Annotated in this window: 21 protein-coding genes; 8 read left to right on the top strand and 13 right to left on the bottom strand. The window is 65.9% G+C overall.

Features of this window, described 5'->3' with window-relative positions; translation table 11 throughout:
• Positions 1 to 158: 158 nt before the first annotated feature.
• Together ACZ5YA_RS33640 and panD are read right to left on the bottom strand one after the other, a co-directional pair.
• Positions 159 to 1211 (bottom strand): CDP-6-deoxy-delta-3,4-glucoseen reductase, encoded by a 1053-nt coding sequence (locus tag ACZ5YA_RS33640; RefSeq protein ID WP_059378928.1) that lies wholly within the window; start codon positions 1209 to 1211, stop codon positions 159 to 161.
• Positions 1212 to 1274: 63 nt separating this feature from the next.
• Complete coding sequence (gene panD, locus ACZ5YA_RS33635) at positions 1275 to 1643, bottom strand: aspartate 1-decarboxylase (protein WP_013392804.1); 369 nt, start codon at positions 1641 to 1643, stop codon at positions 1275 to 1277.
• 209 nt (positions 1644 to 1852) lie between these two features.
• Here panD and sugE point away from each other — a divergent pair, with 209 nt between their 5' ends.
• Together sugE and ACZ5YA_RS33625 are read left to right on the top strand one after the other, a co-directional pair.
• A complete protein-coding gene (gene sugE / locus ACZ5YA_RS33630; protein ID WP_013392803.1) occupies positions 1853 to 2170 on the top strand; it encodes a quaternary ammonium compound efflux SMR transporter SugE in 318 nt (105 codons plus the stop codon).
• 198 nt (positions 2171 to 2368) lie between these two features.
• Complete coding sequence (locus ACZ5YA_RS33625; RefSeq protein WP_464091837.1) at positions 2369 to 3520, top strand: acyl-CoA dehydrogenase family protein; 1152 nt, start codon at positions 2369 to 2371, stop codon at positions 3518 to 3520.
• Positions 3521 to 3543: 23 nt separating this feature from the next.
• Here the strand turns inward: ACZ5YA_RS33625 and ACZ5YA_RS33620 are convergent, their stop codons facing one another.
• The 6 genes from ACZ5YA_RS33620 to ACZ5YA_RS33595 all read right to left on the bottom strand — a co-directional run bounded on the left by ACZ5YA_RS33620 (position 3544) and on the right by ACZ5YA_RS33595 (position 8394).
• On the bottom strand, positions 3544 to 4416 hold the full coding sequence (locus ACZ5YA_RS33620) for an MOSC domain-containing protein (RefSeq protein WP_059378926.1): 873 nt from the start codon (positions 4414 to 4416) through the stop codon (positions 3544 to 3546).
• Between the two features lie 96 nt (positions 4417 to 4512).
• Entirely contained in the window at positions 4513 to 5439 is a 927-nt protein-coding gene (thpD, locus tag ACZ5YA_RS33615; protein ID WP_059378925.1) for an ectoine hydroxylase, read from the bottom strand.
• 17 nt (positions 5440 to 5456) lie between these two features.
• A complete protein-coding gene (locus ACZ5YA_RS33610) occupies positions 5457 to 5861 on the bottom strand; it encodes an ectoine synthase (RefSeq protein ID WP_006387829.1) in 405 nt (134 codons plus the stop codon).
• Complete coding sequence (gene ectB / locus ACZ5YA_RS33605; protein WP_118933598.1) at positions 5858 to 7165, bottom strand: diaminobutyrate--2-oxoglutarate transaminase; 1308 nt, start codon at positions 7163 to 7165, stop codon at positions 5858 to 5860. The genes ACZ5YA_RS33610 and ectB overlap by 4 nt, the downstream gene beginning before the upstream one ends.
• A 123-nt stretch (positions 7166 to 7288) precedes the next feature.
• Complete coding sequence (ectA, locus tag ACZ5YA_RS33600; protein ID WP_059378922.1) at positions 7289 to 7849, bottom strand: diaminobutyrate acetyltransferase; 561 nt, start codon at positions 7847 to 7849, stop codon at positions 7289 to 7291.
• Complete coding sequence (locus ACZ5YA_RS33595; protein ID WP_059378921.1) at positions 7846 to 8394, bottom strand: MarR family winged helix-turn-helix transcriptional regulator; 549 nt, start codon at positions 8392 to 8394, stop codon at positions 7846 to 7848. The genes ectA and ACZ5YA_RS33595 overlap by 4 nt, the downstream gene beginning before the upstream one ends.
• Before the next feature lie 260 nt (positions 8395 to 8654).
• Here ACZ5YA_RS33595 and ACZ5YA_RS33590 point away from each other — a divergent pair, with 260 nt between their 5' ends.
• The 4 genes from ACZ5YA_RS33590 to ACZ5YA_RS33575 all read left to right on the top strand — a co-directional run bounded on the left by ACZ5YA_RS33590 (position 8655) and on the right by ACZ5YA_RS33575 (position 14904).
• Positions 8655 to 9587 (top strand): MurR/RpiR family transcriptional regulator, encoded by a 933-nt coding sequence (locus ACZ5YA_RS33590; RefSeq protein WP_059378917.1) that lies wholly within the window; start codon positions 8655 to 8657, stop codon positions 9585 to 9587.
• A 48-nt stretch (positions 9588 to 9635) separates the two neighbouring features.
• The gene (locus ACZ5YA_RS33585) at positions 9636 to 10976 is read left to right on the top strand and encodes an aspartate aminotransferase family protein (RefSeq protein WP_118933600.1); all 1341 of its coding nucleotides are present in this window, start codon (positions 9636 to 9638) and stop codon (positions 10974 to 10976) included.
• 156 nt (positions 10977 to 11132) lie between these two features.
• Positions 11133 to 12137 carry a TAXI family TRAP transporter solute-binding subunit gene (locus ACZ5YA_RS33580; RefSeq protein WP_059378914.1) on the top strand — a complete coding sequence of 335 codons (1005 nt, stop codon included), beginning with the start codon at positions 11133 to 11135 and terminating at the stop codon, positions 12135 to 12137.
• A 148-nt stretch (positions 12138 to 12285) separates the two neighbouring features.
• A complete protein-coding gene (locus ACZ5YA_RS33575) occupies positions 12286 to 14904 on the top strand; it encodes a TRAP transporter permease (protein ID WP_059378913.1) in 2619 nt (872 codons plus the stop codon).
• Here the strand turns inward: ACZ5YA_RS33575 and ACZ5YA_RS33570 are convergent, their stop codons facing one another.
• From ACZ5YA_RS33570 to ACZ5YA_RS33550, 5 genes are all read right to left on the bottom strand, one after another.
• Complete coding sequence (locus ACZ5YA_RS33570; protein ID WP_118933601.1) at positions 14905 to 16104, bottom strand: DUF418 domain-containing protein; 1200 nt, start codon at positions 16102 to 16104, stop codon at positions 14905 to 14907.
• Positions 16101 to 16724: a TetR/AcrR family transcriptional regulator gene (locus ACZ5YA_RS33565; RefSeq protein WP_280016177.1), complete on the bottom strand. Its 624-nt coding sequence runs from the start codon at positions 16722 to 16724 to the stop codon at positions 16101 to 16103. Before ACZ5YA_RS33565 ends, ACZ5YA_RS33570 begins: the two co-directional genes overlap by 4 nt.
• A 110-nt stretch (positions 16725 to 16834) precedes the next feature.
• Complete coding sequence (gene parC / locus ACZ5YA_RS33560; RefSeq protein ID WP_464091836.1) at positions 16835 to 19171, bottom strand: DNA topoisomerase IV subunit A; 2337 nt, start codon at positions 19169 to 19171, stop codon at positions 16835 to 16837.
• Positions 19172 to 19206: 35 nt separating this feature from the next.
• Positions 19207 to 19812, bottom strand: a complete 606-nt coding sequence (locus ACZ5YA_RS33555) for a YcxB family protein (protein WP_054458717.1) — start codon at positions 19810 to 19812, stop codon at positions 19207 to 19209.
• Positions 19812 to 21773, bottom strand: a complete 1962-nt coding sequence (locus ACZ5YA_RS33550) for a DNA topoisomerase IV subunit B (protein WP_054458719.1) — start codon at positions 21771 to 21773, stop codon at positions 19812 to 19814. The genes ACZ5YA_RS33555 and ACZ5YA_RS33550 overlap by 1 nt, the downstream gene beginning before the upstream one ends.
• 326 nt (positions 21774 to 22099) lie before the next feature.
• Between ACZ5YA_RS33550 and trxA the strand changes: the two genes are divergently transcribed.
• Positions 22100 to 22426 (top strand): thioredoxin TrxA, encoded by a 327-nt coding sequence (trxA, locus tag ACZ5YA_RS33545; protein WP_006218534.1) that lies wholly within the window; start codon positions 22100 to 22102, stop codon positions 22424 to 22426.
• A gap of 117 nt (positions 22427 to 22543) precedes the next feature.
• Positions 22544 to 23803, top strand: coding sequence for a transcription termination factor Rho (gene rho / locus ACZ5YA_RS33540; RefSeq protein WP_054458721.1), 1260 nt, complete (start codon positions 22544 to 22546; stop codon positions 23801 to 23803).
• The last annotated feature ends 66 nt before the right edge of the window (positions 23804 to 23869 follow it).

Genomic DNA, 23869 nt, shown 5'->3' with positions numbered 1-23869 from the left:
AGCTCGGTTCGCCGACCCTATGTCCGCGCCCCATGGCAAGCTGCTGCCACGGCAGTTTACCCCGGCGCTTTGCCCGCGCCTATGGAATAAAAAGGGGCGGAAGTCACAAACCTTTCCAGGCCCGCTCGTTCCACCCCGATTCGCTCATGCCCTGTTACTCAAGACTGGGTTGCAGCCCGGGCCAGGTCCGCTTCGGACGTGAAGGCGTCGGCGTAGAACTCCTCGGGCGGCAAGCCATTCTGGGCGCTGAATTCGCGCCTTGCGGCGTCCACCATCAGCGGCGTGCCGCAGGCGTAGACCTGATGGCCCGAGAGGTCGGCGATGTCCTGCATGACGGCTTCGTGGACGAAGCCGGTGCGTCCGGTCCAACCGTCTTCCTGCAAGGCATTGGAGACGACCGGCACATAGCGGAAATCGGGCAGCATGCCGGTCCACGATTGCGCCAGCGCGTCCATGTAGAGGTCGCGCGGACGGCGTCCGCCCCAATACAGCGCCACGGGGCGCTTGATGTTGTTGTGGATCATGTGCTCGACGATGGCCTTGACCGGGGCGAAGCCCGTGCCGCTGGCCAGGAGCACGACGGGCTTGTCGCTGTCTTCACGCAGGAAGAACGAGCCGAACGGCCCTTCCAGGCGCAGGATCTCGCGCTCTTTCATCTGCGTGTCGCCGGCGCCGAACACGTGGTCGGTGAACACGCCGCCGGGCATGTGCCGGATGTGCAGTTCGAGGGGGCTGCCGGTGTGGGGCGCGCCGGCCATCGAATAGCTGCGCCGGCGGCCGTCCTTCAGGATGACTTCGATGTACTGGCCGGCGTAGTAGCGGAACTGCTCGGAGGCGGGCAGTTGCAGCTTGATCACGGTGACGTCCGGGGCCACGCGTTCCAGCGCCTGCACGCGCGAAGGCAGCTTGCGGATCTGGATGTCGCTGGCCAGGCGGACTTCGGTGGATTCGACCACCATGTCGGATTCAGGCCGGGCCTGGCAGAACAGCGTGTAGCCGCCGGCCAGTTCCTCGGGTGAAAGAATCTGTGCGGGATACTGTCCCGCGTCGAACTCCCCGGACACCACGCGGCCCTTGCAGGTGGAGCAGGCGCCGTTGCGACAGCTGTACGGCAGGACGATGCCGGCGGCCAGCGCGGCATCGAGCACGGTCTGGCCGGGTTCGACCGGGAATTGGTGCTGGCTGGGTTGGATGATGACCTGGAAGCTCATGATGAAACGGTTCAGGGTTTTAGCGGAGCGCCTCGCTCGCGAAGCGCTCCGCCCGGCCCGGCCTCAGGCCGGGAACTTGCGGATTTCCTTGACGCGGTTGGCGTCGTCGACCAGCACCACCAGCGGCTTGTGCGTGGCCGAATCGGCCTCGGACATCGGGCCGTAGGTGCAGATGATCATCAGATCGCCGACCTGGGCGCGGCGCGCGGCGGCGCCGTTCAGGGAGATGGCGCCGCTGCCGCGGGCCGCCTTGATGATGTAGGTGTCGAAACGTTCGCCGTTGGTGACGTTGTAGAGCTCGATACGTTCGAACTCGCGCATGCCGGCAGCGTCCAGCAAGTCTTCGTCGATGCCGCAAGACCCCTCGTAGTGGAGGTCGGCTTCGGTGACCGTGACGCGGTGCAGTTTTGCCCGCAGCATGATGCGTTGCATGATAAATATCCTGGTTTCGCGGCCCGGAACCGCGAAGTGTTGCAAGAGTGATGCCCGGCACCCGGTTTTGCCGTAGTAACCCGGTATTCTATAATTTTTGCCGCAGCGGGACGGCCCGCTGCCGCGCGCGGCCGCAAGGCTGGTGCGTTTGATTCTGGGGACGGCCCCTCGCGCCGGCGGCACGCCGGCAGCACAAGGTAGGAGTCGTAATGACCTGGATCATCCTGGTACTCGCAGGCCTGTTTGAAATCGTCTGGGCCGTAGGCCTGAAATACACCCACGGATTCACCCGTTTCTGGCCCTCGGCCATCACCGCGGGAGGCATGGCCATCAGCGTCTGGCTGCTGGCGGTAGCCATGAAATCCCTGCCCCTGGGCACGGCCTATGCGGTATGGGTGGGCATCGGCACGATCGGCGCCTTCGTGGCCGGCATCGTGCTGTTCGGCGAATCCACCAGCTGGATGCGCATCGCCAGCGTGGCCCTCATCGTGCTGGGCCTGGTGGGCCTGAAGCTGTCCTCGGCCTAAGGCCCCGGCGGCGGGCGGCGCGATCTCGGCCGCCTGCCAACCCCGTTTCTTCCCGGCGACACGAATGTGCGCACGACGCACATGTCGCCGCGGATCTCCCCCCGTCCCCTCGTTGAACCGCCCCTTCCCTGGCAGAAGGACGCGGGTGGCACGGTACTTGCATACCAGATCGGCACCACATCAATGGGAGTAAGAAACGTGAGCCTGCCCGACGATTACCAACTGACGGAGTTTCAGCGCATGATCCGCGCCAGCGTGCTGCCCCTGCTTGAACAGGCGCTGCCCCGGGAGAAGATCCGCGAACTCGACGATGCGAGCGAATTCCCTTTCGAAGCCTACGACGAGTTGGCGCGGGCCGGCTGGATGGGCCTGCCCTATGGCGCGGACTTTGGCGGCAGCGGCGGCTCCTTCAAGGACCTTGCGATCTTCATCGAGGCGGTGGCCTACCACAATGCACAGATGGCGTCGGCATACCTGGCCACCGTGGTCTACGGCGGCATGCAGATCAGCCATAGCGCATCGGTAGCGGTAAAAAACAGGATCCTGCCCCGCATCATCAGCGGCAAAACGCGCATGGCCCTATGCCTGACGGAACCCGAGGCGGGATCCGATGTCAGCGCCATCCGCACGAGAGCGGTGCAGGACGCAGACGACTACGTCATCGACGGCCAGAAGGTATTCATCACCTGCGCGCATGTCGCCCACCAATTGGTGGTTGCAACCAAGACAGACCGCGACGCGGGGCGCCATGGCATCACCCTGTTCATGGTCGACGCCGACGCGCCGGGGGTAACGATCCGGCCGCTCAAGGCCCTGGGCCGGCGGATGATCCATACCAACGAGGTGTTTTTCGACAATGTCCGGGTGCCCGCCGCGCACATGCTCGGGACCCTGAATGGCGGCTGGAACGGCCTGATGCGTGGACTGAATCTGGAACGACTCTGCCTGTCGGCCGCCGCCAGCGGCAACATCCAGCGCATCATCGACTCCGCCAAGGAATACGCGGACAGCCGGATGCAGTTCGGCAAGCCGATAGGCCAATACCAGGCGGTAGCGCACAAGTTCTCCGACATGCAGATCATGGCCGAGACCACGCGGGTACTGACCTACCGGGTGGCCGATATGCTCGACGCCGGCCTGCAGCCTACCTCCGAGACCGCGATCGCCAAGGTCGTCGCGACCGAAAACAACTGCAAGTGCGCCGACATGGGCATCCAGATCATGGGCGGCGCGGGCTACATGATGGAGAATGAAATGCAGATGTACTTCCGCGATGCCCGGGTAGGCCCGATAGGCGGCGGCACGAGCGAGATCATGCGCAGCATCATCGCCAAGCAAATGGGCGTGTAGCCGCCCCGGCGCCTGGGCCGGGATCAAAAATCCAATTCGATCCCGACCTCGTCGCCGACTTTCAGGCGCGCGCCTGCGGGCGCGTCCAGGATCGCGTTCTGGCCGAACACCACGCCGATTTCCAGATTGCGGTAGCCGGCCAGCGTACGGCCAGGCTCTTCATACTGTTGGGCGGTGTTCTGGTCGATATCGGGAATCGAGCAACGGGTGCAAGGCTTGACGAAAGCCATCTTCACGCCCGCGGCCTCGATCATGGCGGTGTGGTCTTCCTCGAAGGCCTCCCATTCGCCCTGGACCACGATGTTGGGCCGGAAGCGGTCCATCGGCACCGGCGCCACGCCCTTGGCCTGCAGGCGGGCGTTCAGGTCGTCCAGCGAGGCCTGGTTGGCCACCAGCAGCGGGAAGCCGTCGGCAAAGCCGAAACAGTGCTGGCCCGCGAACGGTTCGGCCAGGTCGGGATGAGCATCCAGCCAGCGCGACACCCAGTCCGGCTTGGCGTTGCGTTGCGCGGCCGCGTCCACCTTGTACAGGCGGCACGGCGTCTTGAGAAAATCGGAAAACCACTGCCCCGCCGCCGCGCTTTCGCGCCGGCCGGAAGTGGTATCGCTCCACACGGCCACGGACTGCGCCTCTTGTTCCAGTCCCGAGCCGTCCAGGGCTACGTCCAGATCAGGCATGCCCGGCGCGGACAAACGCAGCGTATCGGCCGTGAGCGCCGTGCGGATCAGCGCCATCGCGGGCCATTGCCGTTGCGTCATGAACTGGCCGTCGGCGCCGATCAGCATCCAGCGGCGGTCATGGGCCAGGCCCGCGCGGTCGATGGGCGATTCGTTCAAGGCAATGCCTGCGCAGGACTTGACCGGGTAGATGTGCAGGCTGAGGATGCGGGCGGACATGGCGTGCGGAGTCTCGATGAGGCGAAGTGCGCAGAGAATAGCAGACGCCCGGAAGAAAAAATGCCCAGGCAGCGCCTGGGCATTTTCACAGGGGCCTCAGCCTCCCACCAGCTTCAAGGTATCCAGCGGGGTGACCGCCTTGAATCCCTTGCGCGTCGCGATGTGCTCGGGACGCGGCGTGAGCCCATACTTGGGCGGATTCAAGGTGTTCTCCATGCTGTTGTAGACCATGAAGACGTTGGCGCGCGGCCACGGCGAGATGTTGCTGTTGGAGCCGTGCATCGTGTTGCAGTCGAAGAACACCACCGAACCGGCCTTGGCCGTCATGGAGCGGATGCCGCCCTGCTCCACCAGCAGTTGCAGGCTGACGGGGTCCGGCACGCCGTACTCCTGTTTCTTCAGCGACTGCTTGTAGTGTTCGTTGGGCGTTTCGCCCACGCACGATATGAACTGACGATGCGATCCGGGCACCAGCATCAGGGGGCCGTTGCATTCGTTGTTGTCGGTCAGCAGCACCGAGCAGCTCAGCGCACGCATCGCCGGCATGCCGTCTTCGACGTGCCAGGTTTCGAAGTCGGAGTGCCAGTAGAACTCCTTGCCCTTGAAACCGGGCTTCATGTTGGCGCGCGACTGGTGGATGTACACCTCTGACCCCAGGATCTGCCGCGCCACGTTGACCAGGCGCGGATCGCGCACCAGGCGCGACAGGATGGGGTTGAGCACGTGCACCATGAAGATCGAGCGCACCGCATTGCTGCCCGGCTCGGTGATGGACTCTTCGCGGCGCACGATCGAGGGGTCGCGCGTCATGCGCTCGACCTCGGTGGACAGCGCGCGGATTTCATCGTCGGAAAACAGGTTCTCCAGCAGGATGAAGCCGTCGCGCTCGTATTGCTCGACCTGGCCGGCGTTCAACGCGCTGGCGTACTGGCCGTTTTCATAGACCACCGGATCCTGGCGGGCGATGATGGCGGAACTTCGATCCGTACGGGAGGCGTACGGATCCTGTGCAGGTGAGATCATGCGAACCTCCTTGTATTTCAGGCCGCTTGGGCTTCGGCTTCAGGCAAGGCGTAGACGCCTTCTTTATCGTGCACTTCCTGGCCGGTCAGCGGCGGGTTGAAGACGCAGATGACGCGCAGCGGCTCCTTGCCGCCGCACAGCCAGTGCTCATCGTGTTCGTTCAGGGCGTAGACCACGCCGGGTCCCAGTTCGTACTTCTTGCCGTCGGCGATGGTCTCGATGGAACCGTCGCCTTCGATGCACCACACCGCTTCAAGATGGTTCTTGTAGTGGATGTGGGTGCGGCCGCCCGGAAAGATGGTGGTCTCGTGAAAGGAGAAGCCCATGCCGTCCTTCTTCAGCAGCACGCGGCGGCTGACCCAGGTATCCGTGCGGACTTCGTCGGCGGTGCCGATCACATCTTTGACATTGCGTACGATCATTGACGTTTTCCTCCAAATTTCAGGATGCGGGCGGACTGCCCTTCTTCGGCGAGCGCTTCCGCGACGCTGGCTTCGATCACGTCCAGGCCCTTGCCCAGCAGTTCTTCCTCGATGGTCAGGGCGGGCAATAGCTTCAGCACCTCATCGTGCGCGCCGGACGTCTCGATCACCACGCCCTTCTTGAAGGCGCTTTGCGCGATGCGGTTGGCCAGCGCCGGCGTGGCGTTGCAGACCAGCCCCTGGATCAGGCCGCGGCCGCGCACCGACAGGCCGGCATTGGGATAGCTATGCACCAGGTTCTCCAGCCAGTCGCGCACCTGGCGCTCCTTGCGCTGGATCTCGGCGGTGAAGGCCGTGTTGGCCCAATAGGTTTCCAAGGCCTGGGCCGCCGTGACGAAAGCCAGGTTGTTGCCGCGGAAGGTGCCGCTGTGGGCGCCGGGTTTCCAGATGTCCAGCTCGGGCTTCATCAGCACCAGCGACATCGGCAGGCCGAAGCCGGACAGCGATTTCGACAGGGTGATGATGTCGGGGCGGATGCCGGCGGCCTCGAAGCTGAAGAAGGTGCCGGTGCGGCCGCAGCCGACCTGGATGTCGTCCACGATCAGCAACATGTCGTGGCGCTTGCACAGCTTTTCCAGTTCCTTCAGCCAGCGCAGCGTTGCCACGTTGACGCCGCCTTCGCCCTGCACCGTTTCCACGATGACGGCCGCCGGCTTGTCCATGCCGCTGCTGGGGTCCTCCAGCATGCGCTCCAGATAGGCCATGGTGTCCACGTCCGGACCGAAGTATCCGTCATAGGGCATGAAGGTGGTGTTGCCCAGCGCATAGCCGGACGCGTCGCGGAACTTCATGTTGGCCGTCACGGCCAGCGAACCGCCGCTCACGCCATGAAACCCGTGAGTGAACGAGATGACGTTGGGACGCCCCTTGACCTGGCGCGCGATCTTCAGCGCGGCTTCCACCGCGTTGGTGCCGGTGGGACCGGTGAACTGCAAGGTGTACTGCCAGTTGCGCGGCTTGAGCAGCACGCGGTCCACCGTCTCCAGGAAACGCTTCTTCGCGCTGGTGGCCATGTCCAGGCCGTGCACCACGCCGTCCGACTGGACGTACTCCAGCAGCTTTTCCTTGAGAACAGGATTGTTGTGGCCATAGTTCAGCGTGCCGGCGCCGCTGAAGAAATCGATGTATTCGGTGCCGTCTTCATCGATCAGGGTCGAGCCCCTGGCCTGGCTGAATATCACGGGGAACGACCGGATGTAGCCCCGTACCTCCGACTCCATCCGGTCAAAGATCTTCAAGTCCATGATTAATCCTCCCTTTTTCATCTCATAAGTGGACGGACGGCCAGAACCCCTCCGGGTGCGCTTGCGCATCCGGATCTGCCAACCATCCCGGTATTCGATAAGACCGCTGGGCTTGCGCCGCCCCTAGGGGGCCGGCAAGGCGAACGGACCTATCCTCAACAACATCTCGTCGTCGTGGTCCGCGCCGCCGAACAGTTGCCGGTCGAAGAACGGCTGCTCGGAGACGTGGGCGCCAAGTTCGCCGGCCAGGCCGGCAAAGCTGCGGCGCGATGCCTGGTTGTCAGGCCCCACCGTGGTTTCGAGATAGCGGACATGCTCGAGACCCTTGCGGCGCAAGAGCTCGCGAAGCATGGCGCGGCCCAGTCGATGGCCGCGTGCGCGGGTGTGCACCGCGACCTGCCAGACAAACAAGGTGTCGGGCCGGTCCGGGATCACATATGCGGAGATAAAACCGTCGATGCGTCCGCCGGCGCTTTCGGCCAGGACGCAGGTGTCGCGAAAATGCTCAGCGAGGAGCAGGTACGCGTAGAGGGAATTCAGGTCGAGCGGCGGGCACTCGGAAATGAGGCGGTGGATGGCGGCGCCGTCTTTGCGGTCGGGCAGACGCATGGTATGGGTCTGCGCGCTGACCGCCGGCGCCACGGCACTTGAGAGGGTTGGGGTATCCAGTTCGGTTTTCTTCATGCAACGATTCCCGATTCAGGGGGTGCCCCGCCCGTGGGCACTTCAAGGATGGGCGACGACACGTCGCCATGCGTGTCGGCGGCGGCCTGGCCGTCCTGTTCCATGAGCGCCACGATGCGCTCCAGGGACAGCGTGATGGTGGCCTGTTCCAGTTCGGGCAAGGCATTGAGCGCGTCGGCCAGATGCTTTTGCAGCGGCGACGGCGCGCCTTGCGCCAACTCGCGGCCCGCGTCGGTGGCCGTGACGAATACGATGCGGCGGTCTTCGCGGCCGCGTTCGCGGCGGATCAAGCCCTTGTCTTCCAGGCGATCCAGGATCCCGACCACGGTGCTGGGACTGACGTGCATTTCGCGGCTGATCGCGGTGGCCGTCATCGGGCCGTTGGCGATCACGGTGCGCAGGCACATCAGCTGCGGCGCCGTAATGTGGCTGACCGCGGATAGCTGGCGCGAATGCAAGGCGATGGAACGCGTGATGCGGCGCAGCGCCCGCAAGATGCGCAAATCGTATTGCTGTGAGGGATCGGATTTCGCGGCGTCAGTCATGGGAAAAAGCGTGTTCGGTCAAATTCATTTCTACACAAATGATATGCGCACGATTCATTCCCGTCAAACAAAAATCCCGTTGCATGATGTAAGTAAATAAGCGCCTATTTGCTGGAATTGGCAGCGAATTTCAAGGACTTACCTGAGAATAGCCTTGCCTTCGCCGACAAGCGTTCTAGGTGGAAATCCTTATAAAAACATATGTTTTTTTATCGAACACGGATTTATCATCTGTTTTTTACGCACCCCAGCCGCCGTACATGTCCTTGCCGTCCGACCTCCTCCTGACCCTCCAGGAAAAACTGGAACAACTGCCTCCGGAACTGCAGCGGGCGGCGCACTGGGTCGTGGCACACCCCGCCGAGGTCGGCCTGTGGTCCATGCGGCGCCAGGCCCAGACCCTGGGCGTGGCGCCGGCAACCATGCTGCGGCTGGCGCGGGCCGTCGGCTTTTCCAGCTATGAGGATTTCCGCCAGCCCTTCCAGCAGGCCCTGGCCGGACAAGCCACGCCAGGACTGCGTGACCGCGCCGCCGCGCTGCAGGCGGCGGCGGGCGAACCCGCGGCGGCCGGGCACGACGTGCTCACCGACTATCAGGTCCAGGCCATGAGCTCAGTCTGCGCGCTGAACCCGCCCTCCGCCTTCGACGCTGCGGTGCAGACCCTGCTGGAAGCCAGGCAGGTCGGCTTCCTGGGTACCCGCTCGGCTTTCGGCATCGCATTCCAGATGCGCTATGCGTACCAGCTGGTGCGGCGCAACAGCGTGCTCATCGACGGTCTGGGCGGCGCCCCCGCCGAACAGGCCGACAACCTGGGAACCGGCGATGCGCTCATCGTGATCTCGCAGGCGCCCTATCCCACCGCCACCGTGCAGCTGGCCCGCCAGGCCGTGCAGCGCGGCGTGGCGCTGATCGCGCTGACCGATGACCCCTTGTCGCCGCTGGCGGTCGACGCCCGCCACACCTTGCGCTTCGCGCCCCCGGATCGCGAAGGCGTGCGGGCGCGCCCGGCGCGCCAGGGCCCCGGGTCGTTCTTCCACACCACCGCCGGCCTGCTCGGCCTGGCCGAGCACCTGATCGCCCGCCTGACCGCGCGCGGCGGCGAGGAAGTGCTGAACCGCCTGACCGAAGTGGAGCAGCGCCTGCTCAACGACAACGTTTACTGGAGCAGCGCGCCGCCGCGCCGCCCCGCCTGACATCCCGTCCGGATTCGCCTTCAACCTCCTGCATTGCGGAATCGCCCCATGAGCCACACCCATGTCATGCATCGTTCATTGCGCCAGACGCCTCCCGTCGCAGTCCGCGGCCAGGGCGTGTGGGTCTATGACAGCTCCGGCCGCTCCTACCTCGACGGTTCGGGCGGCGCGGCGGTCTCCTGCCTGGGACACAACCATCCCGACATCCAGGCCGCCATGCACGCGCAGATCGATGCGCTGGCCTATGCCCACACCAGCTTTTTCACGACCGAGGTCGCGGAACAACTGGCCGAGCGCCTGGTAGCCGATGCGCCGCCGGGCATTTCCCACGCCTACTTCGTCTCGGGCGGCTCGGAAGCCGTCGAAGCCGCGCTGAAAATGGCGCGGCAGTATTTCGTGGAAATCGGCCAGCCGGAACGCCGCCACATCGTCGCGCGGCGCCAGAGCTATCACGGCAACACGCTGGGCGCGCTGGCGGTGGGCGGCAATGCCTGGCGCCGCGCGCAGTTCGCACCGCTGTTGATCGAGGTCGAGCACGTGTCACCCTGCTACGCCTACCGCGACCAGCGCGAGGACGAAAGCCCCGAGCAATACGGCGAGCGCCTGGCGCAGGAACTGGAACAGACCTTTGAGCGCCTGGGTCCGGGCACGGTGATGGCTTTCGTGGCCGAGCCCGTGGTCGGCGCCACCGCCGGCGCCGTCACGGCGGTGCCGGGCTATTTCCGCCGTATCCGCGAAGTCTGCGACCGTCACGGCGTGCTGCTGATCGCCGACGAGGTCATGTGCGGCATGGGCCGCACCGGCACGCTGTACGCGGTGGAACAGGAAGGCGTCACGCCTGACCTGATCACCATCGCCAAGGGCCTGGGCGGCGGCTATCAGCCGATCGGCGCGGTGATGGTGCAGCAGCGCATCGTGGAGGCCATGCAGCAAGGCAGCGGCTTCTTCCAGCATGGCCATACCTACCTGGGCCATGCGATCGCCTGCGCCGCGTCGCTCGCCGTGCAGGAAGTGATCCGGCGCGACGGCCTGCTGGCGCGCGTGCAAGCGCAGGGCGCAGGCTTGCGCCAGCGGCTGGACAGCGCGCTGGGCGCGCATCCGCACGTCGGCGACATCCGCGGCCGCGGCCTCTTCATGGGCATCGAGCTGGTGCAGGACCGCGCCAGCAAGCAGACCTTCGACCCCGCGCTGTCGCTGCACGCCCGCATCAAGCGCGAGGCCATGGCGCGCGGCCTGATGGTCTACCCGATGGGCGGCACCATCGACGGCCGCCACGGCGACCACGTGTTGCTCGCCCCGCCCTTCATCATCTCCGACGATGAGCTGGACCAGTTGACCGAACGTCTGAGCGGCGCCATCGACGCCGCTATCGCGCAGGCGCGCGCCTAGCCGCCTGCTGCAAGCGCGGCGCAAGGGATTGCGCCGCGCCGCCCGCCTGGCGCGGGCTCGTGATGATACGCACAGGGTGCTCCGCGGCTCGCGGGGCGCACCAACCGCCGGCCAAGACCGGCAATATCACGGGGAAAAACCCCAAAAGGAGTTTGCATGACCACGTCCGTCAAACACCCCTTGGGCCATCGCAACGCCTGGACGCTCGCAGCCGCGGGCCTCGCCACGGCCTTGCTGTCCACGGCGCCGGCGCCCGCCGCCGCTCAACAGAAGTTCGTCAGCATCGGCACGGGCGGCGTCACCGGCGTCTACTATGCCGCCGGCGGCGCCATCTGCCGCCTGGTCAATAAAGACCGCTCCAGCCACGGCATCCGCTGCTCGGTCGAATCGACCGGCGGCTCGGTCTTCAACGCCAACACCATCAAGGCCGGCGAACTGGACCTGGGCGTGGTGCAATCCGACGTGGGCTTCAACGCCTACAAGGGCGAAGGCCAGTTCAAGCAGGCCGGGCCGTACACCAAGCTGCGCTCGGTGTTCTCCATCCACCCCGAGCCCTTCACCGTCGTGACGCGCAAGGAAGCGAACGTCAAGAGCTTCGAAGACCTCAAGGGCAAGCGCTTCAACGTCGGCAACCCTGGCTCGGGCACGCGCGCCTCGATGGAGGAGTTGCTGAGCACCATGGGCTGGACCCTGAAGGACTTCTCGCTGGCGTCCGAACTGCGTCCCGACGAGCACGGCTCGGCGCTGTGCGACGGCAAGATCGACGGCTTCTTCTATGGCGTGGGCCACCCCTCGGCCAACATCCAGGACCCCACCACCAGCTGCGGCGCCAAGCTCGTGTCGCTGACCGGCCCGGCCGTGGACAAGCTGGTCGAGAAGTACCCGTACTACGCCCACGCCTCGATTCCGGCCGGGCTGTATCCGAACAACCCGACGGAAACCAAGACCTACGGCGTGACGGCCACCTTCGTCACCTCGGCCGACGTGCCCGAAGCCACTGTCTACACCGTGGTCAAGGCGGTGTTCGACAACTTCGACGACTTCAAGAAGCTGCATCCCGCGTTCGCCAACCTGAAGGCGGCGGACATGGTGAAGAACGGGCTGTCGGCGCCGCTGCATCCGGGCGCCGAGAAGTACTTCAAGGAAAAGGGCCTGCTCTGAGGCCCGGGCCCAAGGGCCGCTGAAACGGCACGCCAGCGGAGCCCGGTCCAGCCCGGCCACGCAGGCTGCCGTCCCTGACGCACAGCAAGCGCGGGGACTCAACGCGCGCCGCGCCGCCGGCGCGCGCCATGACACGTAGGGGAATTTCATGAATAAAGAGCCGCATACGCCGGCCCCGGACCTGGAACAGCTGGTCGCCGACGCCGACCGCGGAGGCCGCAATGTGCGCGGCCTGGCGGGCGCCACGTTGGCGGCGGGCGCGCTGATCTGGTCCCTCTTCCAGCTCTGGTACGCGTCGCCGTTGCCGTTCTCCCTGAATTGGGGCATCTTCAACGACACCGAGGCGCGTGCCCTGCACCTGGGCATCGCCATGTTCCTGGGCTATCTGGCCTACCCGGCCAGCAAGCGCTCGGCGCGCGACCGCATGCCCTGGTACGACTGGGCGCTGGCGCTGATGGCGGGCTTCTGCGGCAGCTATCTGTACCTGTTCTACAACGAGCTGGCGGGCCGCCCCGGCCAGCCCACGACCATGGACGTGGCCACGGCCGCGATCGGCCTGGCCCTGCTGCTGGAGGTGACGCGCCGCGCGCTCGGCCTGCCCATGACGGTGCTGGGCCTGGTGTTCGTGGCCTATGCCTTGGCCGGGCCCTGGCTGCCCGACGTGCTGGCGCACCGCGGCGCGTCACTGGAGCGCCTGATGTCGCACATGTGGCTGACGACGGAAGGCGTCTATGGCGTGGCGCTGGGCGTATCGGTGTCGTACATCTTCATCTTCGTGCTGCTGGGCTCGATGCTGGACAAGTGCGGCGCCGGCAACTACATGATGCAGGTGTCGTTCGCGCTGCTGGGGCACCTGCGCGGCGGACCGGCCAAGGTGGCGGTGGTGTCCTCCGCCGTCAACGGCCTGGTGTCGGCGTCGTCGGTGGCCAATGTGGTGACCGGCGGCATCTTCACGATTCCGCTCATGAAGAAGGCCGGATACGGCGGCGTGCGCGCCGGGGCCATCGAGACCGCCTCGTCCGTCAACGGCCAGATCATGCCGCCCGTGATGGGCGCGGCCGCCTTCCTGATGATCGAGTACGTAGGCATCCCCTATACCGACATCATCCGCCACGCGATCCTGCCGGCCGCGATCTCCTACATCGCGCTGTTCTACATCGTCCACCTGGAAGCCCTGAAACTGGGCATCCAGCCCATGATGGCCTCGGGCCCGGCCCGCACGCCGCTGCAGAAGCTGGCCGGATGGGGCATGGGCATCAGCGGCACCTTGCTGGTGATGGGCGCGGTCTACTGGATAGGCACGGGCGTGCAGGCCGTGGCGGGCGCCGCGGCCATCTGGGTGCTGCTGGCCATCCTGGCCGTGCTCTATCTGTGGCTGCTGCGCGTGGCGGCGCGCCACCCCGATCTGCCGCAGGACATCGACATCAACCACCCCGTGCGCCCGCAGCCCTGGCCCACGGTGCGCGCCGGACTCTACTTCCTGATTCCCATCGGCATCCTGGTCTGGTGCCTGAGCGTGGAAGAGCTGTCGGCCGGACTGTCGGCGTTCTGGGCGGCGATGGCGATGCTGTTCCAGATGGTGACGCAGCGTCCGCTGATCGCCTGGTTCCGCAAGCAGCCGGTGTCCGCGGCCTGGCGCCATGGCTGGCGCGACGCCATCGGCGGCCTTGAGGACGGCGCCCGCAACATGATAGGCATCGCCATCGCCTGCGGCACCGCCGGACTGATCGTCGGCGCCATCACACTGACCGGCCTGGGCCTGCGCATGACGGCCTTCGTCGAGCTGGTGTCGATGGGCAACGTGCTGCTGATGCTGATCTTCACGGCGGTGGTGTGCCTGATCCTGGGCCTGGGCATGCCGACCACGGCCAACTACATCCTGATGGCGACGCTGATGGCGCCCGTGGTGGTGGAGCTGGGCGCGCAGAGCGGCCTGGTGATTCCGCTGATCGCGGTGCACATGTTCGTCTTCTATTACGGCATCATGGCCGACATCACGCCGCCCGTCGGCCTGGCGACCTTCGCGGCCGCCGCCATCTCGGGCGAGGACCCGATCAAGACCGGCATCCAGGGCGTGACCTACGCGGCGCGCACGGCCATCCTGCCGTTCATGTTCGTGTTCAACCCCATGTTGCTGCTGATCGACGTCACCTACGGTTGGGAACTGGCGCTGGTCGTGACGGGCGCCACGATCGCCTCGCTGACCTTCGCCGCCGCCACCATGCGCTGGTTCCGCGTGCGCTGCACGCTGGCCGAGGTCGGGGTACTGCTGCTGATCACGTTCATGCTGTTCCGTCCGGACTGGTTCATGGACCATTTCGCGCCGCGCCATGAAAGCCGTCCGGCGTCCGAAATGCAAGCCATCGCGGGCGCGCTGCCCGACAACGGACGGCTGACGGTGGTGCTGCGCGGCATCAACCTGGAAGGCGATGAACTGACCAAGACCGTGGCCGTTGCCCTGCCCGAATTGACCGGCGACGCTGCCGGGCAGGACGCGGGCCGCAAGCGCCTGGCCGAAGCCGGACTGACGCTGATGAGCCTGGGCGACCAGACGCAGATCGGCGGCGTGCGCTTCGGCAGCCGCGCCCAGCGCGCCGGCTGGGAACAAGGCTGGGACGTGCTGGAAGTGAAAGCGCCCAACCCGCAGCGCTGGTCCGACTTCTGGGTCTATGTGCCCGCATTGCTGCTGCTGGCGGGAATGTGGGCACGCCAGGGCCGGCGCGACGGCGGCGCCCCCGTCGGCCGGCTGCGCGCCAAGCCGGTCTGATCAGTCTGTCCGCGCGCGCCGCCAGGCCGGCCAGGCGCCGATGGTGAGCGCGCGCAGGAACCACTCGACCGGGCCGTAGGCGTGGCGCCGCAGCCACCAGGCGGACAGCGGCAACTGCGCCGCGAATATCGCCACGGCAATGCAGAACGTCGCCAGCGGCGACACCGAGCCGAACAGGCGCAGGCCCCAGGCGGTGAAGAGAAAAGCGCAGACCACGGATTGCATCAGGTAATTGCTCAATGCCATCCGCCCGGCGGGCGCGAGCCAGCCCGCCAGCCGCGCCCCCGGCTGCGTGCGCATGGCCAGCAGCAAGGCTGCCGCGTACGACATGCTGAGCAGCGGCGCGGTCAGCAGGTCCACCGCCAGGCCCGGCAATTCCCAGGCTGCCCCCGCCGACGGCAGCGTGCTGAAGGCATAGGCCGCGGAACCGGCCAGGCCTGGCGCCAGTCCCAGCGCGCACAGCAGCCACAGCGCCCGCGGCTGACGCCAGGGATCGGCCAGCGCGTTGCGGCGGCCCAGCGCGTAGCCCGCCAGGAACATGGCGAACGCGAACGGCCCCTGCACGAACAGCACCGTGAACCACACGCCCCCGGTCAGCTCATTCCAATGCTGCGCAATGGTCGTGCCGATGGTGCCCCGGTATGCATCGATCGCCGCCAGGGCGTCCGCTTGATACTGCGCCTCGTACCCGGGCGCCACCGGGTCCAGGTAGCTCAACGCGCCCAGAATGGCCCACAACGATGCCGTCAGCACGATGAGCCACAGCGAAATGCGCAGCGCCCGCCGCGGCTCCATCCGCCGGCACAGCAGCAACGCCAGGCCCAGCAGCGCGTAGGTCAGGAGTATGTCGCCCTGGTAGAACAGCACCGCGTGCGCCAGCCCCAGCAAAGCCAGGCCCGCCAAGCGGCGCAGGAAGCGCGGCGCGAAAGCCGCCTGGCCGCGTTCGGCGGCGCTCATCTGCAAGGTGAAGCTGTAGCCGAACAGGAAAGAGAACAGCAGATAGAACTTGGTCTCGAACAGCCAGGCGATCAGCCAGCGCACGGTCAGATCCAAGGGCTGCGAGTACGCCGGGTCGGCCACGCCGGCGCCATAGAACGGCGAAGAGAACACGCCGATATTGACCACCAGTATGCCGAAGAGCGCGAAACCGCGCAGCGCATCGACCTGCGCCAGACGCGCGTGGGTTGCCGGCGCGTTCATGCCCGCCTCCCTGCGGCTGAGCCTTGTTGCGCGCCATCAGGCAGGCACCGCGACAGGGCCTGCTCCAGGAGACGGCTGCCCGCCGCCGCGCCAAAGGCGGGGTCCACCACCGACCGGCTGTAGACGCCGTCCAGCAGCAGCAATAGCGTATCGGCCATCTCGGCTACGGGCTGCGGCGGCATGCGTTGCGCCCAAACCGTTTCCAGCAAGGCCACCAGGCCGGCCTTGCGCGCCGCCTCGTTCTCCATCACCAGGGCGTGCACGCGCGGGTTGCGCACGGCCTCGGCCAGGATCTCCATGCCCAGCCTGACGTAGGCCGGATCTTGATGCTGCGCCAACTGCGCCGCGACCCAGTCCGCCAGCGCCCGCCTCGCGTCGGGCGCGGCGCACGCTTGCCGCATGCGGTCGCGCGCGGACTCCGTATCCGACGCGATCATCGCTTCGATGATTTCGGCCTTGCTGCCGTAGTAGTGGAACAGGTTGCCGGGACTCATGCCGGCGCGGGCGCAGATCTGCGCCGTCGAGGTCGAGTGGAAGCCGTGCTCGGCAAAGCAATCCGCCGCGGCGGCCAATATCTGGTTGCGCCGTTCCTGCTGTTTGATGGGGTCGATCTTGCGCATCTTATTAATAGACTGAATGATCTATCTATTAAATGCCGGAATCGTGCAGCCAGTCAACAGACGAAAAAAATGGCGGGCCGCAGCCCGCCATTCTCTTGCCTGCCCGACGCCTAGCCCAGCACCGGCGACAGCACCGGCTGCTTGGGCCGCACATCCAGCGCCCGGCCCTTGCGGGCGCGCTTGCCGATGTAAGGCGCCAGCGCGTCGCCCGCCAGGATGTCCTCGGTGTGCTTGTTGCGGTAGATGCCGGCGGCACGCAGGCCGCCCGCGCCGATGGGCACGGTCTGGTCCAGCTTGTCGCTGCCGTCCAGCCCCATCAGGATGGTGCCGCGGCCGCCGCCGGACAGCGTCTTGACCTCGTCCAGGCCGAACACCAGGAACTTGCCCTTGTGCGACAGCAGCGCCAATTGCTTGGCGCCGTCGAACAGCGGCACCGGACGCAGCAGTTCGTCGCCCTCTTCCAGGGTGATGAACTGCTTGCCGGCGCGCTGGCGGCTGACCATGTCGGACAGCTTGGCGGCAAAGCCGTAGCCGCCGCGCGTGGCCAGCAGCCAGCGGCTGTCGGGCGCGGCAGCGATGGTGTGGACGATGCGCGTGCCGCTGCCCAGGTCGATCATGGTGGTGACCGGCTGGCCGTCGCCGCGCGCCGAAGGCAGCCCGGCGACCGGCACCGAATAGACGCGGCCGTTGTCGCCCACGGCGATCAGCGTGTCGGTGGTCCGGCACTCGAAGGCGCCGTACAGATCGTCGCCCTGCTTGAAGCCGAATTGCGACGCATCATGGCCGTGGCCCTGGCGGGCGCGCAGCCAGCCCTTTTGCGACACGATCACGGTGACGGGTTCGTCCAGCACCTTGGTTTCGAGCACGGCGCGTTCGGCGGTCTCGATCAGCGTACGGCGGTCGTCGCCGTATTGCTTGGCGTCGGCTTCGATTTCCTTGATCAGCAGGCGCTTGAGCGAGGCGGGGTTGTCCAGCAGTTCCTGCAGGCGCACCTGCTCGTCGCGCTTGTCGGCCAGTTCCTGTTCGATCTTGAAGCCTTCCAGGCGCGCCAGCTGGCGCAGGCGCATTTCCAGGATGTCCTCGGCCTGGCGTTCGGACAGCTTGAAGCGTTCCATCAGCGCGGCGCGCGGCTCATCGGATTCGCGGATGGTCTGGATGACTTCGTCCACGTTCAGGTAGACGACCATGCGGCCTTCCAGCACGTGGATGCGGTCGATGACCTTGTCCAGGCGGAAACGCGTGCGGCGCACCACGGTATTGGTGCGGAACGCCAGCCATTCGACCAGGATGTCGCGCAGTCCCTTCTGGCGCGGCCGGCCGTCGGTGCCGATGCACACCAGGTTGATGGACGAGCTGCTTTCCATGCTGGTCTGCGCCAACAGCGTGTTGACGAATTCGTCGCGGTCCACGCGCGAGGTCTTGGGTTCGAAGACCAGGCGCACGGCGGCATCCTTGCCCGACTCGTCGCGCACGGCGTCCAGCAGGTTCAGCATCACGGCCTTGGCCTGCGTCTGCTCGGGCGTCAGGCTCTTCTTGCCGGTCTTGACCTTGGGGTTGGTGATTTCCTCGATCTCTTCCAGCACCTTCTGGCCCGAGGTGCCCGGCGGCAGCTCGGTGACCACCAGTTGCCATTGGCCGCGCGCCATTTCCTCGAACTGCCAGCGCGCACGCACCTTGAGCGAACCGCGGCCGCCCGCGTAGATCTGGGCGATGTCCTCGGCCGGCGTGATGATCTGCCCGCCGCCCGCGAAGTCCGGCCCCGGGATCAGGGCGTGCAGCTCGGCGTCCGGCATCTGCGGATGCTTCAGCAGCGCCACGCAAGCCTGCGCCACTTCGCGCAGGTTGTGCGGCGGGATCTCGGTCGCCATGCCGACCGCGATACCCGAGGCGCCGTTGAGCAGCATCACGGGCAGGCGCGCCGGCAGCATCTGCGGCTCTTGCTGGCTGCCGTCATAGTTGGGCACGAAGTCCACGGTGCCTTCGTCCAGCTCGTCCAGCAGCAGCTTGGCGATGGGGGTAAGGCGGGCTTCCGTGTAGCGCATGGCGGCGGCGTTGTCGCCGTCGCGCGAACCGAAGTTGCCCTGGCCGTCGATCAACGGATAGCGCAGCGAGAAATCCTGCGCCATGCGCACCATGGCGTCATAGGCGGCCTGGTCGCCATGCGGGTGATACTTGCCCAGCACGTCGCCCACGACGCGCGCGGATTTGACGGGCTTGGCGCCAGCCGCCAGCCCCATCGCCTGCATGGCGAACAGGATGCGCCGCTGCACGGGTTTCTGCCCGTCGCCCACGTCCGGCAGGGCGCGGCCCCGCACCACGGACACCGCGTAGTCCAGATAGGCTTGCTCGGCGTAGCGCGCCAGGGTGATGGCGGCATCGCCATCGCCGCCGCCATCGCCGCCGGGCGGGTTGGAATCGAACAAGCCGGGTTGATTGCTGTCGGTCATGATGTATTCAGGTAGACAATTTCATCGAAACGGCGTCAAAGCGCCTGCGCGGACGACATCAGCTGCGTATCGGCGACATGCGCGCGCAACTGGGTCCGCACCGCATCCAACGTGGCGGCATCCTGCCCGCGCTTGGGGATGATCACGCCTTGCAAGGTGCCGAGAATGACATAGAGATGTTGCGGAGTTTCCTCGACCCGCCGCACATCGGACCAGTCCATGCGTCCGGAGGCGGTGGCAGTGGTATCCGTGATGCCATCGGGGCCGAAATCCAGCTGATGGCGGCCCAGGAACAATTCGTCGGGCTGTCGCTTCAACATGCGGCGCGTGTTCATCCTGACCAGCGAGGGCAGGACGTACTCGTAGGCCAGCGCCAGGAGCGCAAGTATGCCCAGGCCCACCGCCAAGCCCTGGAAATACACGGGCAGGATCCGCCCCCAGTTCGGCGTATTGCCGTCCCAGGTCTGCCAGATCAGGTAGGCCAGCAGGGCCACGATCATCAGGACCGCGAAACGCAGATGGGACCGGTAGCGGCGGCGGCGCAGCTCCGGCCGCTTGTACACGTAAGCGGCGAAGTCGGCGTAGTCGTCGGCCGTCATCTGGACGTCCATGCGGGCCGAGCCGGGCGCGGACCCGGCCATCAGATGTCCAGCTCCGCCAGGTTGCCCTTCTCTTCGATCCAGGCGCGGCGCTGCGAGGACTCGCCCTTGCCCATCAGCATGTCGAACATGCGGGTGGTGTCCTCGGGAGTCTGGTCGCCGTAGCCCACGGGCAGCAGGCGGCGCGTGTCCGGATTCATGGTGGTTTCCCACAGCTGCTCGGGGTTCATTTCGCCCAGGCCCTTGAAGCGGCTGACGGCCCAGGCGCCTTCACGCACGCCTTCCTTGCGCAGCTTGTCCTGCGCGGCTTCAAGTTCGCCTTCGTCCAGGCAGTAGATCTTGCGCGCCGGACGCTTGCCCTGCGCCGGCACGTCCAGGCGGAACAGCGGCGGCTTGGCCACGAACACGTTGCCGGCCTCGACCAGCTTGGGGAAGTGCTTGTAGAACAGCGTCAGCAGCAGCACCTGGATGTGCGAGCCGTCGACATCCGCATCGGACAGGATGCAGATGCGGCCGTAGCGCAGGCCCGACAGGTCCGGCGTGTCGCCGGGGCCGTGCGGGTCCACGCCGATGGCGACGGAAATGTCATGGATTTCGTTGTTGGCAAAGAGCCGGTCGCGGTCCACTTCCCAGGAATTGAGCACCTTGCCGCGCAGCGGCAGGATGGCCTGGAATTCCTTGTCGCGGCCCATCTTGGCCGAACCGCCGGCGGAGTCGCCCTCGACCAGGAAGACTTCGGTGCGGGTCGCGTCGCTGGACTCGCAATCGGTCAGCTTGCCCGGCAGCACGGCCACGCCCGAGCTCTTGCGCTTTTCGACCTTCTGCGCCGAGCGCTGGCGCGCCTGGGCCTGGCGGATGGCGAGTTCGGCCAGCTTCTTGCCGTACTCGACGTTGCTGTGCAGCCACAGGTCCAGCGCGCTCTTGGAAAAGCCGCCAACCAGGCGCACCGCGTCGCGGCTGTTCAGGCGTTCCTTGATCTGCCCCTGGAACTGCGGGTCCAGCACCTTGGCCGACAGCACGAAGCTGGCGCGGGCGAACACGTCTTCCGGCAGCAGCTTGACGCCCTTGGGCAGCAGGCTGTGCAGTTCGGCGAAACCCTTGACCGCCCCGAACAGGCCTTCGCGCAAGCCCGATTCATGGGTGCCGCCGGCCGGCGTCGGAATCAGGTTCACGTACGACTCGCGCACTGCGTTGCCGTCCTCGGTCCAGGCCACTACCCACTGGGCGCCCTCGCCTTCGGCGAAGTTCTCATGGTCGGCCCCGGCGTACTGTTCGCCTTCAAAGAACGGCACCATCAGCTCCGCCCCGGCCAGCGCCTCGGACAGATAGCCGCGCAGGCCGTCCTGGTACTGCCAGGTCTTGGTGTCGCCGGTCTTCTCGTTGACCAGGGATACCTTGACGCCCGGCAGCAGCACGGCCTTGCTGCGCAAGAGGTGCGTCAGCTCGCCCAGCGGAATGTTGGGGCTGTCGAAATACTTGGCATCCGGCCACACGCGCACGCGGGTGCCGGACTTCTTGCGGCCGCCCTGGTCGTAGGGCGCCAGGGGCTCGGCCACGTCGCCGCCCTTGAAGACCAGGCGGTTGACGGCGCCATCGCGCCACACCACCACTTCCAGGCGCGTGGCCAGGGCATTGGTGACGGACACGCCCACGCCGTGCAGGCCGCCGGAGAAGGCGTAGGCGCCGCCGCCCGCCTTGTCGAACTTGCCGCCCGCGTGCAGGCGCGTGAACACCAGCTCCACCACGGGAGCGTTCTCTTCAGGGTGCAGGCCGACGGGAATGCCGCGCCCGTCGTCCTCGACGGAAACGCTGCCGTCGACGTGCAGCGTGACCTGGATCTGCTTGCCGTAGCCGGCCAATGCCTCGTCTGCGGCGTTATCAATGACCTCCTGCACGACGTGCAGGGGGTTTTCGGTTCGGGTGTACATGCCCGGGCGCTGCCGCACGGGCTCCAGTCCCTTCAGGACGCGAATGGACGCCTCGGTGTAACGTGGAGTGGCCAAGTTATCCCCAACATCTGTGGAAAAAAACCGACATTTTACGGATAAGTCTAGATTCTGCGCGGCTCCCAGTGGGATGAGCACGACCTGAGCAGCTCCGAATTCGGTAGGATGATGACAGTCACAGCCAGCGCATCGGGTCGATACGCCCCGGATCGCGATAACTGCGCCGCAACATCCTACACAAATCCAGCAACTCCTGTTGTTATTAACAGTGGTATGCCTGTTGATATTGACAGTGGTATGCTTGAGTCCATCCACAAACAAGAACAACGGCGGGGCGCGTCCCTTTTTACGCGCCTTTTGCTGCCGAACCGAGAATCACCATCATGAGCGACCAAATCAAGAACGTCAGTGACGCCAGCTTCGATGCCGATGTGTTGAAATCCGGCCAGCCGGTGCTGGTGGACTACTGGGCTGCCTGGTGTGGCCCTTGCAAGATGATTGCCCCGATCCTGGAAGAAGTCGCCACGGAGTACGCTGGCCGCCTGACGATCGCCAAGCTGAACGTCGACGAAAACCAGGGCACCGCCACCAAGTACGGCATCCGCGGCATTCCCACCCTTATGCTCTTTAAAGACGGCCAAGCCGCCGCCACCAAAGTTGGCGCGCTGTCGAAGTCGCAACTGACCGCATTCCTGGACGGCGCGCTGTAAGCCGCGTGCCGTGAACGAAGGCGCCGCCCTCGGGGCGGCGCTCATTCAATACCGCGTGTGCCCGTCCGTGGCGCGCCGCCAGAACTCTCCTTCACTTTCCCCCAAAAATCCACCGCGATGCACCTCAACGAACTGAAGGCGCTGCACGTCTCGCAGCTGCTGGAAATGGCCGCCGGCCTGGAAATCGAGAACGCCAACCGCCTGCGCAAGCAGGAACTGATGTTCGCCATCATGAAACGGCGCGCCAAGCAAGGCGAGCAGATCTTCGGCGACGGCGTCCTGGAAGTCCTGCCCGACGGCTTCGGCTTCCTGCGCTCGCCCGAGACCTCGTATCTGGCCAGCACGGACGACATCTACATCTCGCCCTCGCAGATCCGCCGCTTCAACCTGCACACCGGCGACTCGATCGAAGGCGAAGTGCGTACGCCCAAGGACGGCGAGCGCTATTTCGCCCTGGTGAAGGTGGACAAGGTCAACGGCGTGGCGCCGGAAGCGATCAAGCATCGCATCATGTTCGAAAACCTGACGCCGCTGCACCCGAACCGCAACATCCGCCTGGAACGCGACATCAAGAGCGAGGAAAACCTCACCGGCCGCATTCTCGACGTCTTCGCCCCCATCGGCATGGGCCAGCGCGGCCTGATCGTCGCCAGCCCCAAGTCCGGCAAGACGGTGATGATGCAGCACATCGCGCACGCCATCACCACCAACTATCCCGACGCGGTCATGATCGTCCTGCTGGTGGACGAACGCCCCGAGGAAGTGACCGAAATGCAGCGCACGGTGCGCGGCGAAGTGGTGGCCTCGACCTTCGACGAGCCCGCCACCCGCCACGTGCAGGTCGCGGAAATGGTCATCGAAAAGGCCAAGCGCCTGGTCGAAATGAAGAAGGACGTCGTGATCCTGCTGGACTCGATCACCCGTCTGGCCCGCGCCTACAACACCGTGGTGCCGGCCTCCGGCAAGGTGCTGACCGGCGGCGTGGACGCCAACGCCCTGCAACGCCCCAAGCGCTTCTTCGGCGCGGCCCGCAACCTGGAAGAAGGCGGTTCGCTGACCATCCTGGGTACGGCGCTGATCGAAACCGGCAGCCGCATGGATGAAGTCATCTATGAAGAATTCAAGGGCACCGGCAACTCCGAAGTCCACCTCGAACGCCGCCTGGCCGAAAAGCGCGTCTACCCGTCGATCAACCTGAACAAGTCCGGCACTCGCCGCGAAGAGCTGCTGATCGCTCCGGACCTGCTGCAGAAGGTCTGGGTGCTGCGCAAGTTCATCCACGACATGGACGAAGTCCAGTCCATGGAATTCATCCTGGACAAGATGCGCGCCACCAAGACCAACGCCGAATTCTTCGACATGATGAAGAAGAAGTAAGCCCAGTCGCGGTCCGCGGCGCCTGCGCCGCGGACCCGGCCATGAAAAACGCCCTGGAGCGCTTGT

It is taken from the genome of Achromobacter sp. JCM 18799 (assembly GCF_055395645.1).
The sequence above is the reverse complement of the archived record's forward strand: the minus strand, read 5'-3'. Positions and strand labels throughout refer to the sequence as shown.